15 protein-coding genes are annotated in these 15,204 nt (G+C 40.7%); all 15 read right to left on the minus strand.

Translation table 11 applies throughout. The features are described from left to right. Window positions 1-16 precede the first annotated feature (16 nt). The gene (gene flhA / locus CWC11_RS02740; protein ID WP_138681461.1) at window positions 17-2,128 is read right to left on the minus strand and encodes a flagellar biosynthesis protein FlhA; all 2,112 of its coding nucleotides are present in this window, start codon (window positions 2,126-2,128) and stop codon (window positions 17-19) included. Between the two features lie 71 nt (window positions 2,129-2,199). Continuing rightward, the gene (gene flhB, locus CWC11_RS02745; protein WP_138681462.1) at window positions 2,200-3,330 is read right to left on the minus strand and encodes a flagellar biosynthesis protein FlhB; all 1,131 of its coding nucleotides are present in this window, start codon (window positions 3,328-3,330) and stop codon (window positions 2,200-2,202) included. A gap of 9 nt (window positions 3,331-3,339) precedes the next feature. Continuing rightward, on the minus strand, window positions 3,340-4,119 hold the full coding sequence (fliR, locus tag CWC11_RS02750; protein WP_058548545.1) for a flagellar biosynthetic protein FliR: 780 nt from the start codon (window positions 4,117-4,119) through the stop codon (window positions 3,340-3,342). Between the two features lie 2 nt (window positions 4,120-4,121). Then, on the minus strand, window positions 4,122-4,391 hold the full coding sequence (gene fliQ / locus CWC11_RS02755) for a flagellar biosynthesis protein FliQ (protein ID WP_058548546.1): 270 nt from the start codon (window positions 4,389-4,391) through the stop codon (window positions 4,122-4,124). A 40-nt stretch (window positions 4,392-4,431) separates the two neighbouring features. Beyond that, the gene (fliP, locus tag CWC11_RS02760; RefSeq protein WP_058548547.1) at window positions 4,432-5,172 is read right to left on the minus strand and encodes a flagellar type III secretion system pore protein FliP; all 741 of its coding nucleotides are present in this window, start codon (window positions 5,170-5,172) and stop codon (window positions 4,432-4,434) included. A gap of 4 nt (window positions 5,173-5,176) precedes the next feature. Next, window positions 5,177-5,560 carry a flagellar biosynthetic protein FliO gene (gene fliO / locus CWC11_RS02765; RefSeq protein ID WP_058548548.1) on the minus strand — a complete coding sequence of 128 codons (384 nt, stop codon included), beginning with the start codon at window positions 5,558-5,560 and terminating at the stop codon, window positions 5,177-5,179. Further along, window positions 5,557-5,955 (minus strand): flagellar motor switch protein FliN, encoded by a 399-nt coding sequence (gene fliN / locus CWC11_RS02770; protein WP_058548549.1) that lies wholly within the window; start codon window positions 5,953-5,955, stop codon window positions 5,557-5,559. Before fliN ends, fliO begins: the two co-directional genes overlap by 4 nt. Before the next feature lie 21 nt (window positions 5,956-5,976). Next, window positions 5,977-7,068, minus strand: a complete 1,092-nt coding sequence (gene fliM, locus CWC11_RS02775) for a flagellar motor switch protein FliM (RefSeq protein WP_058548550.1) — start codon at window positions 7,066-7,068, stop codon at window positions 5,977-5,979. Window positions 7,069-7,077: 9 nt separating this feature from the next. Further along, a complete protein-coding gene (gene fliL / locus CWC11_RS02780; protein ID WP_138681463.1) occupies window positions 7,078-7,605 on the minus strand; it encodes a flagellar basal body-associated protein FliL in 528 nt (175 codons plus the stop codon). A gap of 57 nt (window positions 7,606-7,662) precedes the next feature. Then, window positions 7,663-9,750, minus strand: coding sequence for a flagellar hook-length control protein FliK (locus CWC11_RS02785; RefSeq protein WP_138681464.1), 2,088 nt, complete (start codon window positions 9,748-9,750; stop codon window positions 7,663-7,665). Between the two features lie 89 nt (window positions 9,751-9,839). Continuing rightward, complete coding sequence (gene fliJ, locus CWC11_RS02790; protein WP_138681465.1) at window positions 9,840-10,286, minus strand: flagellar export protein FliJ; 447 nt, start codon at window positions 10,284-10,286, stop codon at window positions 9,840-9,842. Continuing rightward, window positions 10,286-11,620, minus strand: coding sequence for a flagellar protein export ATPase FliI (fliI, locus tag CWC11_RS02795; RefSeq protein WP_138681466.1), 1,335 nt, complete (start codon window positions 11,618-11,620; stop codon window positions 10,286-10,288). Before fliI ends, fliJ begins: the two co-directional genes overlap by 1 nt. An 18-nt stretch (window positions 11,621-11,638) precedes the next feature. After that, window positions 11,639-12,445, minus strand: a complete 807-nt coding sequence (gene fliH, locus CWC11_RS02800) for a flagellar assembly protein FliH (protein ID WP_104643112.1) — start codon at window positions 12,443-12,445, stop codon at window positions 11,639-11,641. Between the two features lie 3 nt (window positions 12,446-12,448). Beyond that, window positions 12,449-13,489 (minus strand): flagellar motor switch protein FliG, encoded by a 1,041-nt coding sequence (fliG, locus tag CWC11_RS02805; RefSeq protein WP_058548556.1) that lies wholly within the window; start codon window positions 13,487-13,489, stop codon window positions 12,449-12,451. Further along, window positions 13,482-15,197 carry a flagellar basal-body MS-ring/collar protein FliF gene (gene fliF / locus CWC11_RS02810; protein WP_058548557.1) on the minus strand — a complete coding sequence of 572 codons (1,716 nt, stop codon included), beginning with the start codon at window positions 15,195-15,197 and terminating at the stop codon, window positions 13,482-13,484. The genes fliG and fliF overlap by 8 nt, the downstream gene beginning before the upstream one ends. Between the last annotated feature and the right edge of the window lie 7 nt (window positions 15,198-15,204).

Genomic DNA, 15,204 nt, shown 5'->3' on the forward strand with positions numbered 1-15,204 from the left:
AACCCCTGTTAAAATCTTATTGTTGGCCTACCGAGCTTACAATCTTGATCTGTCTTTCATCTGGTACCTCTTGATAAGACATCACCCTTAAACCAGGTATTGTGTACTTAACAAAACGAGATAACACAGTGCGTAACATTCCTGACGTTAGCAATATCGAAGGTTCGCCAGCCATTTCTTGGTTTTGATGCGCTTCGGTTAATGACACTTGAAGTCGCTCTGCAAGTCCTGGCTCTATACCGGCACCTTCGTCGCCTGCATTTTGCAGTGACTGATGCAACATCTGTTCCAACTCAGGCGCCAAGGTTATGACAGGGATTTCTGACGACATACCCACAGCGTCTTGAACAATCAATCTACGCAGTGAAATGCGCACTGCAGCCGTTAAAACATCGGGGTCTTGGCTTCGCGGGCCATATTCAACAAGGGTTTGTACAATTGAGCGCATATCGCGAATAGCGACACCTTCGTTTAGTAAATTTTGCAGTACTTTTACAATTACAGTCAATGGCAATACATCTGGCACTAGCCCTTCAACTAAGCGAGGGTGGCTTTTAGCAAGCATATCAAGTAGGTTTTGAACCTCTTCGTGTCCTAGTAATAATGCAGCACTATTTGTAAGTAATTGGCTTATATGCGTCGCAACAACGGTGGCTGAATCAACAACGGTGTAACCAAGAGATTGAGCTTCATCTTTTTGATCGGGCTTAATCCAAACAGCATCAAGTCCAAATGCAGGGTCTTTTGTGTCAACACCTTTAATTGGCCCAAATACTTGACCTGGATTTATAGCAAGTTCGTCACCATGCTTAAGCTCACTTTCGCCGGTAGATACACCCATCAACGTGATTCTGTAAGCATTTGGATCTAGCTCCAGATTATCGCGAATATGTACAGGTGGCACTAAAAACCCAAGCTCTTGAGAAAGCTTTTTACGCACGCCTTTAATACGATTTAGTAGCTCGCCACCTTGTGACTGATCAACCAGTGGTATTAATCTGTAACCTACTTCTAGGCCTATAACGTCAATTTGTTGAACGTCATCCCAACCAAGCTCTTTTTGCTCTTGCTTATTAGCAACGCCTGTTGCTGGATTATTTCCATTAGCTGCTGCTTCAGCCTCTAAAGCGGCTGCTTTTAATTTACTTTGTTGTGTGTAATACGCTACATAACCTAATAAACCACCTAGGCTCAAAAAGGCTAAGTGAGGCATACCGGGTACAAGCCCCATTACAATTAAAATACCTGATGCAATAAATAATGACTTTTCGTTGCCTAGTTGCTTCTTAAATTGGTCGCCCATATTAAGCGATTCATTTTGACGCGTTACAACAATTGCGGTGCCAATTGAAAGCAGTAAAGAAGGAAGCTGAGCAACTAGGCCATCACCAATAGTAAGTAATGTATACACTTCCATCGCATTGCCAAAACTCATATTGTGTTGGATCATACCTACAAATAAACCACCAACAATATTGATAACTAATATAACAATACCTGCGATTGCATCGCCTTTAACAAATTTACTAGCACCATCCATAGAACCATAAAAATCAGCTTCGCGAGTAACTTCTTCACGGCGATCTCGCGCTTGCTCAGCACTAATAAAACCAGCATTTAAGTCTGCATCTATAGCCATTTGCTTACCCGGCATAGCATCAAGGGTAAAACGTGCTGACACTTCAGATATTCGCCCTGCACCTTTGGTAATTACCACAAAGTTAATAATAATCAGAATTAAAAAAACCACTAAACCAACGGCGTAATTTCCGCCAATAACTACCGAGCCAAAAGCCTCAATTACTTTACCAGCAGAGTCACCACCATTATGCCCTTCAAGTAATACTACACGTGTACTGGCAACGTTTAGGGCGAGTCGCATTATGGTTGCAATAAGTAACACGGCCGGAAACATACCAAACTCAACGGGCTTCATTGTATAAACAGTCACAAGCAGAACAACTAACGCAAGTGCTATATTGAACGAAAAGAGTATATCGAGAAGAAAAGGTGGGAGCGGTAAAATAACCATACCAAGCGCAGCTAACACCAACAATGGTGTTCCTACGCCTTTGGCGTACTCTTTTTTATCTTTATTAAGTTGTTGTAATACCGCTTTAAAATCCATAAATCTACAATTTCAAAAAATTGACACTACGCTGAAATTGCAATAACTATTCCAAGTTATGATCTTAACGACTAATACTTGTAAGCATCTGGAATTGGGAGTTTTTTATTAAGTGGAACAGGACGTTTACCACGTCCTTTATTAAAGCGTTTAAGCTGAAATACATACGCCAAAACTTGCGCAACAGCGGTAAATAATTGATCGGGTATTTGATCGCCTACCTCAGCGGTATGATAAAGCGCACGGGTTAGCATTGGCGACTCCACAATAGGAACTTCGTTACCTATTGCAACTTTACGAATTTGCATTGCCATTTCATCTGCGCCTTTGGCAAGTACAATAGGTGCGCCTGCACGCTCTGTATCGTATTTTAACGCTACAGAATAATGCGTAGGGTTAGTAACAATAACATCGGCATCTGGGACATCTTGCATCATTCTATTTTGCGACATTTGCCTTTGCGTTTGTCTAATACGCGCTTTAATTTGTGGATCACCTTCAGAGTTTTTATACTCGTCTTTGACCTCTTGCATGGTCATTTTAAGTTGTTTGTTATGGTTATAACTTTGAAATGGCGCATCTATCGCTGCAATCACAATTAAAGTGCATGAAAGACCTAAAAACATCCATCCTAAGATTTCTAGCGCGTGGATTATATTACCGGGCGCACTTTCTAAACTTAAATGAAGTATTTCATCAAAATAAGTATTAATTAAAAAAACAGCAATAGTAGCCACTAAGCCAAACTTTAATAACGATTTAACAAGTTCTACACCCGCTTGAGGGCCAAACATACGTTTAAAGCCTTTCATCGGCGACATTTTACTTGCTTTAGGTGTGGCAGCTTCCCAGCTAAAGTTAAAGCCTCCTAGTAAGGTATTACCAATAAATGCAGCAAGTACGATAATTAATACAAACATTGCCATTGGGAACATTAAGGCATCAGCAACTTCACCCCACACGGCAAACATTTTTGTCGTATCAAATGCTTCATTTCGGTTTAAACTTAGGGTTCGGCCCATTACGTTGTATAAACCTTTACCAATTTCAGGCCCATACATTAATAAAGAAATAGCTGAAAATATGAGTACAAACATAGTCCCTAACTCTTTTGAGCGGGCTATTTGGCCTTTCTTTTTAGACTCATCCAATTTTTTGGATGTGGGTTCTTCTGTTTTTTCTTGCCCGGAATCTTCTGCCATTATTTCCTCCTAGGGCGAACAGCCAACTAAAGTACACATTAGCTCAACCATTTTAAGCCATTGAAACTCAAATTGAGTCACAAAATTGCCCAGCGTAGCCCAAATAATAATAAGCCCAGCCACCAAGGTAAACGGGAAACCAATAGAGAAAATATTCAATTGAGGGGCTGCACGCGTCATAATACCAAACGACATGTTAATAACGAGCATCGCAGTTAATGGCGCAAGAGACAGCACTAAAGCAGTTGTAAACATCCACCCGCCCCACGTAACTATGTCCCAATAATGATCAACAGACCACCAATTACCATCAATTGGCAACACCTGAAAACTATGCACCACCATTTGAATCATCATTAAATGGCCATTAAAAACAAAAAATAAGAGAGTGGCTAAAATCAGAAAGAACTGACCAACTGCCGGTACGCTTGCACCATTTGAGGGGTCGATTACAGAAGCAAAACCTAAACCGGTTTGCATTGCGAGTATTTGACCTGCTAAAACAAACGTATTTAATAAAAGGGTTGATGCAAAGCCAATAGCAACACCTATCAACATTTGCTGAATAACCACCAAAATCATTTCAAACGAAAATAGGTTAGTAAATGTAGCGGGCGGTAATACGGGTACTACTAAAAATGTAACAACAACCGCTAAGCCCATTTTAATTCGAGTAGGTACATTTTTAGCACCTAAGCCCGCCATTATCATGATCATCGAGCTTATACGCACTAACGGCAATAAAAAGTCGCTTAACCACTGAATGATAACGGCAAATGGATATTCCACAGTTAACCTGCAATTTCAGGAATAAGCAAAACTAAGCGCGTAAAAAAGTCCATTAGCTCCTGCGTTAGCCAATGGCCTCCAACTATAAGTGCACTAATTGTTATTAATAGGCGAGGTAAAAAGCTTAGTGTTTGTTCGTTTATGGAAGTTGCAGCTTGAAATACAGCAACCACTAAACCCACAATCAAACCAGGGACAACGATTGCAGACACCAATTTAATCACTAAAAATAATGCGTCACTTAGAATATCAACAAAAATTTCCGGTTCCATGTTGTACTCCTATTTTTGTATTACAGCTAAACTTTGCATTTTAAGTCCCTAAGCCAAAACTTTTAGCTAAAGTGCCCATTACTAAGCTCCAACCATCAACCAATACAAATAACATTATTTTAAATGGTAAAGATACAATCATTGGCGATAGCATCATCATACCCATCGCCATAAGAACCGAAGCCACGACCAAATCTACTATTAAAAATGGGATGAAAAACATAAACCCAATTATAAAAGCAGTTTGCAGCTCGCTGGTTACAAAAGCGGGTATAAGCACAATTAGTGGTGTATCTTCTGGCGAATCTAACTGATCGTAACCCGCTATTTTGGCAAATGTTTCTAAGTCTTTTAGGCGCACCTGCGAGAGCATAAATGCTTTCATTGGTTCTTTTGCAAGTTCTAGCGCTTGTACCGAGGTAACCTGCTCGTTTAAGTAAGGCTCAATGGCTCGCTCATTCACTTGCTGATAAATCGGCGACATTATAAAAATACTTAAAAATAACGACATACCTAGTAGCACTTGGTTTGATGGCGTTTGCTGCAAACCAATTGCTTGGCGCAAAATAGCAAGTACAACAATAATACGGGTAAAAGAGGTCATCATAATGATGGCTGCTGGTATAAAACTCAGCGCCGTCATAATGGCTAAAACTTGTAATGTTACCGAGTAATCCTGAGTACCGTCGGCATTTGTTGTAATGGTCAGCGCATCAATTCCCTCTGCGCTTACATTTGGTACAAACACCATGGCAAAAATAATAAGCAGCCACTTTGTCATAGGTTTAATTCTTTTTATTTTGGTTTGATTGCGTGTTTAAAAGCTTACCAAATCGCTTTGCAAGCTCTGGTAATTCTTTTTCACTTAATGGGGTTTCTAGCTTATGCAAATAATTAATACTGTGCGGAGTTACACCTAATAAATGCTGTGCGTTATCTATCTCAACAACCATTAAGCGCTCACGAGAGCCCAGTGGTAAGCTTCGCACTACTTTAAACTCATCACTATTTGCTAAATTAGGGTTAAGCTTTTTAACAAAAAATGCCAGTACTATAATCAGCACTAGCACCATTATTAACGACAACACCATAGAGAGAATATCTCCGGTAGGTGTTACCGCATCTGCTTTTGTAAAAACCGAATTAGTTAAAGCTACTAGCGTGTTCATCGTAGCTTTTTGATCCGCTCTACTTGGCTAATAACATCAGTTAAGCGAATACCAAACTTATCGTTTACTACAACGACTTCACCATGCGCAATGAGCGTACCATTAACTAATACATCTAACGGCTCACCAGCAACACGGTCAAGCTCTACAACAGAGCCTTGGTTTAGCTGAAGTAAATTACGAATATTAATTTTAGAGCGCCCGACTTCCATAGAAATAGTGACAGGTATATCTAATATAGTATCGAGTTTGCGTTTTTCTTCGCCACTCATTTCGTGTTTAGAATCACTTAATTCATCAAGTTCGGCTACTTGCGCTTCGCCACCTTCATCAGTACCCTCAGCCTCAGCTAGTGCTGCTGCCCATTCGTCCATTGTATCTTGATCATCGCTCATACTTTTAACCTTTTAAATCAATTACCAGTCTAAGTCTACACCGTCAGAAAGGTGTAAATCATCTTCTAGTTCTGCTAATTCTGCATCTGAGTCAATTTTCTTGCCGCCTTTGGTAAATACATGCAGCTCAGATTTAACTGAATCAGGTCGTTTAATTTTTTCACTAATTTGTAGCGCAACATTATCGCGAGAGCGGCCCATTTTGGCCCTAAAGGTAGGAAGCTCTTCAACAAATACCGTAATATGCTCCGGCATTTCTACCGGTATAATGTCACCCGCTTTAAGCTCCATAATTTGCTTAAGAGAAAGATCGACTTCAAGAAGCTGAGTCGACATATCAACTTCAACATCCATAATCTCATCGCGAAGCGCTTTACTCCAACGTAGGTCGGTGTCTTCAGTATCTGATTGCACACCGGCGTCAAGTAATTCTCTAATAGGCTCAAGCATTGAATAAGGAAGTGCAATATGAAAGTCGCCACCGCCGCCATCAAGCTCAATATGAAAAGAGCTAATAACCACAACTTCTGTTGGGCTTACAATATTGGCCATTGCAGGGTTTACCTCTGAGTCGAGGTATTCAAACGACACGTCCATAACCGGTGCCCAAGCTTCTTTATAATCTTCAAAAATTATTTTAAGCAGCATTTGCACTATTCTGCGCTCGGTTGGAGTAAATTCTCGACCTTCTATTTTTGCATGATAACGTCCATCACCACCAAAAAAGTTATCTACCAAAATAAACACAAGTCGTGCTTCCATGGTAATAAGGCCTGTGCCTTTTAATGGTCTAAAACGCACCATGTTTAAGCTAGTTGGAACAAATAGAGTATGGATATATTCGCCAAACTTAATCATTTGAACGCCGTTAATCGACACCTCAGCGGTGCGGCGCATCATGTTAAATAGGCTAATTCGCATGTGACGAGCAAAACGCTCATTAACAATTTCCAGTGTCGGCATGCGACCACGCACGATCCGATCTTGCGAAGAAAAGTCGTACTGAAGCGTACTTCCTCCGCCGTCTTCACCTTCGTGTATATCTTCCTCTTCAACGTCATCAACACCATGTAATAGCGCATCAATTTCGTCTTGGGATAATAAATCGCTCACACTAACCCCTTATTGCATCACAAAGCCGGTAAATAATACCCGCTCAATTACTTTACTGCCTTCAACATCATTTAAAGCTGTTTGTACTTTTTCAAGCGCTGAAAAACGAAGTGTTTCTTTGCCTGCACTAGTGCTTAGCTCATCTGCAGTTGTAGTAGAAAACACGCTTAACAAGGTACCTTCAATAAGTGGAATATGCTTTTTGGCTGTCTCTTCGTTTACTTCACCACGGACCAATAACTGCACTTTAATTTGAACAATTCTATCGCGGCTTGAACCTGGTACGTTAAATACAAAAGGTCTCGGCATGGCAACGTACAAAGCACTCCCCATTTGAGCTGACGAACCAGAAGCCTCTGGAGCCTCTTCAGACATAGCCGTTTCTTCATCGAGTGTTTCAACAGGCGCATCAGAACCCGACATAAAAAAGTAACCACCAACGCCACCCGCAATCAATAAAACAGCCACTATTATGATTATTAGCTTCTTTTTACTTTTACCGGTTTCTTCTATTTCTAAACTTGCTTCTTCAGCCATTATGATTCCTTTATTTGTAAAGGTACTTGCTTGTTTTAGTTATTATAATAGCAGTACTTAGGCATAGTAATCTATTGATGATGAACTTTGTTGTCGAGAACTTTGTGAAGCACTGTTTGCTTGCTCTTCATTTTCACCATTTACCGATTCGTTATTAGCTAAACCCGCTTGAGTATCGCCATCACTTTGCTCTGGGTTTTCACTGCCCGATTGCCCATAAGAAATTGTACTTTCGCCAAGCTCTAATCCCTGCTGAGCTAACATCTCACGTAGGCGTGGCATTGACTGCTCAAGCGCTTCTTTGGCTTGTTGGTTTTGCACTACAAAGTTAATTTGAGCTTGTTCTGCATCACTTCTAATCCGTATTTGCATACTGCCCATTTCAGATGGATCTAGGCGTATTTCAGCCTCTTTATTATTAATGCTGAGCATAGAGCTTACTCGCTCTTGCAAAAGTTTAGCCGCATCACTTTTTACAATGTTTATTGCCTGCATGACCTCTGGGTCAATACTTACTTGCTTTACTTGTGCCGCGCTTTGTAATTGTTGGCTTTGCAAAAGCTGTGTATCTGCAAGCCCTTGCTCATAGTTAAGCCCTTCATATAAGCCGGTACTATTAGCTTGCACGGTATTAAACGCAGCTGTAAGTTGAGTAAATATTTGTGCTACACGGGGTGAGCTTTGCTCCGCTGTTGTACTTTTAAGCCCTTCTTTGGAAAGTGGCTCCAATTGCTTAGCTAAATCATCATCGTTTGACACTGTAATTTTACTTATTTCGGCATCCGCTTTATTCACAGATTTTGAGCTGGCTTGAGCAACTGTATTTACCGTATTTGGGGTTTCACCGGCAACAATTGTGCTTGGCTTGGTTTTAGCACTATCAACTAACTTTATTTCAATTGACGCTTCAAGTTCACTAACCGTTTGCTTAAGGGCTTTTAACTGCTCGCCTTGGGGTTGCTCCGTTTTAATGTATGCGTTTAATTTTGTTAACAATGTTTGTTTTTCGCTTGTATTAAGCGTATTTATTTCTGAGCTTATACTTTGCTTTACGGTTGTATTTTGAGTTTGTTCATTATCTGTAATAAATTGCGCAAGCATCTGTTTTAAACTTGAAGTATTACTTACATTACCCGTATCAGAACTTGTAATTGCTTGAGCTTGCGTATTAAGTTGCAAGCGCTGCTCAGGGGTTAAACTAGCAATCACTTTATCAGCAGTAGTTGATCCCATCTCTTTAGTTAAAAAGTTAGTTAACGCTGTACTTTGTCCATTCTCAGAAGCTAATTTAGTTGATTGGTTTACCGCTGATTCTGATGTTGTTGCTTTTGTTGAATCTACTGGCATTTGCGACTGTGAAACAGAAACTGAATTTGTTACTAGTGAAGGAGACGCTATATTTTTATCGCTTTGAGCCACAGCCTTATCTTGCACTATTTGCTTCTCAGCAGCCATCGGTGTTAATTCAGGCTTATTTATAATTGGGCCTACGCTATCCTCAGGCTTTTTATTATCTAAAAACTGTCCTTCTATAGCTTGCGCTACAGAACTTTTTAAATGCTTATTATCATTGAGTAACAAAGAGTTTTCGTTATCATTTTTTGAGTCAGTTGATTGAGCCGTTTTAGTATCGGTATTAGCAGAAATTGTATTTTGTATTGAAGATGACTCATCACCTTCTTTAGCAACCAGTAAAGCTGCTTTAACGTCTTCACTAAGCACTTTAGCGCCTGTATTAGCAGAAAACTGTGAAGGATTTTTTAACTCGGTATTGCTTAACGTATCAGCAGGTTTGGTAACGGATGTACTCATACTTTGTGCAGAGCTAATCTGCGCAAGCATGCTATCTCCAGATACAAATACTGTATCAGTGTCTTCCTCACCCAACTCTATGTTTTGCTCTTCATTTTGAGCTTCACTTTCTTGTGGCTGTTTGTGTTTAGGAACGGCAATAGAGTTTTCAGCGTCAGTCGGAGTTTTAGCATTGCCTTTTTTTTCAGGCTCAATAGAATTGTTAGCGTTATGGAGTTGGCTTAAAAATTCAGCACCTGAGTCTTTGTCACTTTTTGCCAAGTTACTGTCTTTAAAAGCTAATAAAGCGTCTTGTTCAGTAGTAGCCAAAAAAGAAATATCATTCATCGCCATAAATCACCTAATACTATTACGGCAATACACCACCGCATATTGCCAAAAGTTAAATACCACTAAGTAATAAAGCAATTAACGTGCCTAACTTATAAAACTTTACGACGTTGAAAAAATTGGTTAGCTGAAAACTCATCTAACATCTTTTGCTCATTTTTTGCTATTAAAGCACTGGCTTTAAGCTTTTGCTTTTCGATTAATTTAGCCACTGCTTTTGCCTTAATTTGTTGCTTTAACCACAGTGCTTTTCGCTGGGTAACAACTTGCTTTGCTGTATTTACTGTACTTGCTTGCTGACGAATAGCCTCTTCAATTTTAGCTATAAACGCATGATACTGACCAAATCCGGCACTCGATAAACCCGATTTTCCTTTTAAGTGTAATTGCTGTGAATACTCCAACCTAAAGTTGTTTAGCCCTTGAAGCTTTTGTTGGTTTGCTTGCAAGTTTTGATTTGCTTGTAAGTAATTCATTCGCAAACTTTCTTCTTTGTCATTTTCTAGTTTTAGCAATAAATCGAGTTTATTTTTAGCCATTATGCTTGTCCTAATAACTGCGCAAGGCCCTGTAAGCCATCGTCGTAACTAATTACATCTCGCATGCCTTGTTGTAAAAATGCATTTACTCTTGGCATCATATTTATAGCTTGATCAAGCATTTGGTCGGTCCCTTTTTGGTAGGCGCCAAGAGTGATCATATCTTTGTTTTGCTGATACATTGAATACACTTGCTTTAACACGCGAGCTTGCTGCATATGAGGTTCAGATACAACTTGCGGCATAACACGCGAAATCGACTTTTCGATATCTATTGCGGGGTAATGTCCGCTGTCGGCTAAATCCCGAGAAAGCACAATATGTCCATCTAAAATAGCACGGGCAGCATCGGCAATTGGGTCTTGCATATCATCGCCTTCACTCAGTACAGTAAAAAAGGCGGTAATAGAGCCTTGTCCTTCCCCCCCATTTCCAGCACGCTCAACCAATGCAGGAAGCTTTGCAAATACAGAAGGCGGATAACCCTTCGTTGCAGGTGGCTCACCTACAGCAAGCGCTATTTCGCGTTGCGCCATGGCATAACGCGTTACCGAATCAAGTAACAACAATACGTTTAACCCTTGATCCCTAAAGTATTCAGCAATGGTAACCGCACTTTCACAGCCTTTTAAGCGCATAAGGGGTGAAGCATCAGCAGGGGCTGCAACAACAACTGAGCGTTTACGTCCTTCAACACCTAGTATTTCTTCAATAAATTCTTTTACTTCTCGGCCACGTTCACCTACTAAACCAACAACAATTACATCGGCTTCGCTGCCTCGGGTCATCATTCCTAATAGTACCGACTTACCAACACCTGAGCCTGCAAACAAGCCCATACGCTGTCCTTGCCCTACTGTAATTACGGAGTTAATAGCACGCACACCTACATCCATAGGTTTACTGATTGGTCTTCTTGAGAGGGGGTTTATTGTGTTTTGAGCAAACTTTAAGTGATGTTCGGCATTTATTTTACCCAGCCCATCAAGAGGACGGCCTAAACCATCAACTACGCGACCAAGTAAACTCATTCCCACCGGTAAACCAGTGTCGTTTACTTGAGGAATGACCCTTGCGCCAGGTAACACGCCCGAAATATGATCATTTGGCATTAAATAAAGTGTTTGATCATTAAAACCAACAATTTCAGCATCAACAAAGCCGTGCATTGTTTCAATTTTGCATTGGCTACCAACAGGTGCACGCAAGCCTTTAGCTTCTAAAGTAAGGCCTACCACTCGCGTTAAAATACCGGCCACAGCCGGCGCTGGGGTTTTAATATGTTGTTGGTATTGAAATAAGCGTTCGCTTAAAGGTACACGTTGCTGTGACATAACACGCCAAAAATGAAATTAGATACCACTGTTATGCAAAAAACTATCCAACGTTTCTTTGACACGCGTTTTTAGGGTCATGTCGAGTGACGATTGTGCTGTTTTTACCTCACAGCCACCGCGTTCAAGTGTTGGCTCTGCAACTAGCTGCCAATTATTATCAGCAATAGTTTGCTCGCCGTAGCTCTCTTTTATAAGAGCTAGGTCGTCTGGGTGTAAATGTATGCGTACTTTTTCTTGCTCAGCATTAAGTGAATCAATGCTTTGCTTTAAGGTATGTAAAATAACATCGGGCGATGTTTTTACTTCTTGATAAATAACAGCTTCGGCTAACATACTCGCTAACTGTACTAATTGTTTTTCTGCTTGTTCATCTACTTTATTGAGTGGTGTTGTTAAGCTCTCTAAAATACTTTTTAAACTCGTTAATTGCTCTTCAACTAGCGGTTTAACTTCTTCATGGCCTTGTGTTTTGCCAAGCTCAACGCCTTCTTTGTAGCCAGCTTCTTTGCCTTCACCCACACCTTTTTCAAAGCCATCTATGTAACCTTGCTCATGACCTTGTTTAAGTCCTTCCTCATAAGCGTCTTGTCTAATACGCTCAAGCTCAACCATAGTTAATGAAGGTAGTTCTGGTTCTTGGGGTTCATCAGCGGGCATTTCCTCTTCAAGCTCTTTTTTATAAAGCTCACTAAGCGGTGTGCCATAAGCAGTAGAGCGGTTGCCAAAACTACTTTCATCGGGGGCTACATCAGGAATAGCCCAGTTTTTTAATAATTCATCGGCTTCATCAGCGCGAAGTGTACGGCCTTTGAGTTTGCTCATGGTTTACAAGAACTCCTCACCACCACCGCCACCAAGCTGAATTTCACCTGAGTCAGATAACCTGCGCGCAGTTGATAAAATCTCTTTTTGTGCAGCTTCTACTTCACTTATACGCACAGGTGCCATTGCCTCTAAATCATCAGCAAGCATTTCGGCTGCACGCTTAGACATATTGCCAAGTATTTTATCTTTCAGTGCATCATCTGTGCCCTTAATGGCTTTCATTAATACATCTTGCTGAACTTCACGTAATATTGCTTGAATACCGCGGTCTTCAACGTCCATTAAGTTTTCGAACACAAACATAAGATCTTGAATTTGTTGCGACATTTCTTCGTCATGCTCACGAATAGAGTCCATTAACTGCCCTTCTACGTTTGTATCTAGGTAGTTCATAATATCTGCCGCAGCCTTCAAGCCACCCATTTTAGCTGCTTGCGCACCTGCTTGGCCGGCAAATTGTTTTTCCATAATTTCGTTAAGCTCTTGTAGAGCAGCAGGCTGTACTTCTTCAAGGTTGGCAATACGCATAGTTAAATCAAGACGCACTTTTTCAGGAAATTGCGCAATAATTTCAGCGGACTGCTCAGGCTCTAAGTACGACAGTACAATAGTTTGAATTTGCGGATGCTCATTACGAATAATGTTAGCTACCTGTTTAGAGTCCATCCATTTTAATGAATCTAAACCTTTAGCCCCTGAGCCCATAACAATTTGGTCAATAAGACTCGCGGCTTTATCTTCACCAAGAGCGGCTGTAAGCGCTTTTTTAATAAAGTCTTCAGACTGAAAACCTATAGTACTAAAGCTTTGAATTTGTTCAATAAACAAATTATGTACGGCACTTATTTTAGCCTGCGATAAATCATCTAACGCAGCCATGGCCATACCCACTTTTTGCACTTGCTTTGGCTCTAAGTGTTTAAGTATTTGCGCGGCATCTTCTTCTGATAAACTCAAAAGTAATATGGCGGCTTTATCTACACCGTCTAGCTTATCAACATCAAACGCTGGCGGGAGTTGTTTTTGTTCTTGATCAGTCATCTTCTGTTAACCACGCTTTCACTACTTGTGATGATAGTTCTGGTTCGTTAGCGACAAGGGCACGAATTGCTTTAAGTAAGTCTTCATCGCCATGTAAATCTGGTAACTGCAGTGTACCATCACTTGAGAAACCAACCGAAGCAGAATCAAAGTCTTTATTTAGCATATCTAGCGTACTGTCGCCAATATCTACACCAGAACTTAATGCATCTTCGTCGTACTCTTCTAGGGTATCGTCTGGGTAAATTAAGCGTTTAAGCATAGGTTTAACTACAGCCATTATTAATACAATAATAACTAAGGCACCAAGTACAAGGCGGGCTATTTTCATAAACCAGTCTTGCTCCCAAAGCGGTACTTCAATATCTAAATCTGTTGCTTCTCTTACAAACGGTACGGTGACTACTTCAAGCGCATCACCTCGTTGCATATCAAAGCCAACACCGCCTTGTAGTAAACGACGAATATTTGATAATGCCTCAACCGAGCGAGGAGCCATTGTTGTCTCGCCGTTTTCACCTACTTTAGGTAAATAATCAACAGCAACTGACACACTAATTCTACGTATTACACCGGTTTGTTGGCGTTTGTGCGAAATAGTTGTATCGAGTTCGTAGTTACGCGTTGCCTCTTTATGGCTACGTGTTGGAGAAGTGGCAGTACCTGCTCCGCCTTGCCCTGCGACCTCAGGAATATTTGAATTAACCGGAGGCTGATTAGTCAGCGCACCAGGAATACCCACAGCTAAACCACCTATGTTACTTTCTTCAAATGTGGTTTCGCTACGTACAGCGGGTAAGTCGGGGTTATAACGTTTTTGAGTTTCTTCTACAGCGCTAAAGTCCATACTTAAATCAACTTGAGCGGTGTAATTACCTAAACCGACAACCGGAATAAGTATGCTATCTATTTTTTCTAAGTATTCTTGTTCGCGCTTACGCTCAAGGTCGTACTCTTTACGAGAACGCGCTGCTAATGAACTTTGAGAGCCTGAATTTAATAAGCGGCCATTTTGATCGGTTACAGTTACACGAGCAGGCTCTAAGCCTTGAACGGCTGAGGCTATCATATCTACAACTGAGTCAATTTCTTCACCATCGAGCATTCTGCCGCGTTTTAGAGTAAGTACCACTGTGGCTGATGGCTTTTTTTCTCTACGTGCAAAAACGTTTTCTTTTGGTATAGCTAGTAATACTTTAGCGCGAGTTACATTGTTAAGCTCTTCAATAGTGCGGGCAAGTTGTTGCTCTCGGCCATGCTTTAAACGTTCACGCTCTAAGCGTTGGCTTACACCAAAGCCCATATCTTGCATAATAATATCGCTACCCGATGTAGGCCCTTGCTCTAGCCCTTCGCGTGCCATTAGTAGTTTAATATTTTGGTATTCGCTTTCATCAACGGATACGACATTTCCGTCTAGTTGGTATTCAATTTTTTGTGCATCTAAAAAATCAAGCGTTTGAATAAGCTCTTCTGTAGGCATTTTACCTAACGGACGCATATCTGGCTGGCGAGCCCATATAATCACAAAAATAGCGATAGCTAAACAAATCGCTAATGCAATAACAAGCGTAACTTGGCGTAATACATCAACACCATTTAACGCACTTAAATAGCCCGATTTTTGCTCTTGTTGACTATCGCCATCGCTTTGCTCGAGTGTGCCACCAGCAAGTGCAAGGTCTGTAGATTGATTAGATTGCGCCACAATAATT

It is taken from the genome of Pseudoalteromonas sp. S3178 (assembly GCF_005886985.1).
In the GTDB taxonomy this organism is placed as follows: domain Bacteria; phylum Pseudomonadota; class Gammaproteobacteria; order Enterobacterales; family Alteromonadaceae; genus Pseudoalteromonas; species Pseudoalteromonas carrageenovora.

Coding starts and splice junctions, on each gene's coding strand:
- flhA (WP_138681461.1), bottom strand. CDS start 2,128: ATGGATTTTAAAGCGGTATTACAACAACTTAATAAAGATAAAAAAGAG.
- flhB (WP_138681462.1), bottom strand. CDS start 3,330: ATGGCAGAAGATTCCGGGCAAGAAAAAACAGAAGAACCCACATCCAAA.
- fliQ (WP_058548546.1), bottom strand. CDS start 4,391: ATGGAACCGGAAATTTTTGTTGATATTCTAAGTGACGCATTATTTTTA.
- fliP (WP_058548547.1), bottom strand. CDS start 5,172: ATGACAAAGTGGCTGCTTATTATTTTTGCCATGGTGTTTGTACCAAAT.
- fliO (WP_058548548.1), bottom strand. CDS start 5,560: ATGAACACGCTAGTAGCTTTAACTAATTCGGTTTTTACAAAAGCAGAT.
- fliN (WP_058548549.1), bottom strand. CDS start 5,955: ATGAGCGATGATCAAGATACAATGGACGAATGGGCAGCAGCACTAGCT.
- fliL (WP_138681463.1), bottom strand. CDS start 7,605: ATGGCTGAAGAAGCAAGTTTAGAAATAGAAGAAACCGGTAAAAGTAAA.
- CWC11_RS02785 (WP_138681464.1), bottom strand. CDS start 9,750: ATGGCGATGAATGATATTTCTTTTTTGGCTACTACTGAACAAGACGCT.
- fliJ (WP_138681465.1), bottom strand. CDS start 10,286: ATGGCTAAAAATAAACTCGATTTATTGCTAAAACTAGAAAATGACAAA.
- fliI (WP_138681466.1), bottom strand. CDS start 11,620: ATGTCACAGCAACGTGTACCTTTAAGCGAACGCTTATTTCAATACCAA.
- fliH (WP_104643112.1), bottom strand. CDS start 12,445: ATGAGCAAACTCAAAGGCCGTACACTTCGCGCTGATGAAGCCGATGAA.
- fliG (WP_058548556.1), bottom strand. CDS start 13,489: ATGACTGATCAAGAACAAAAACAACTCCCGCCAGCGTTTGATGTTGAT.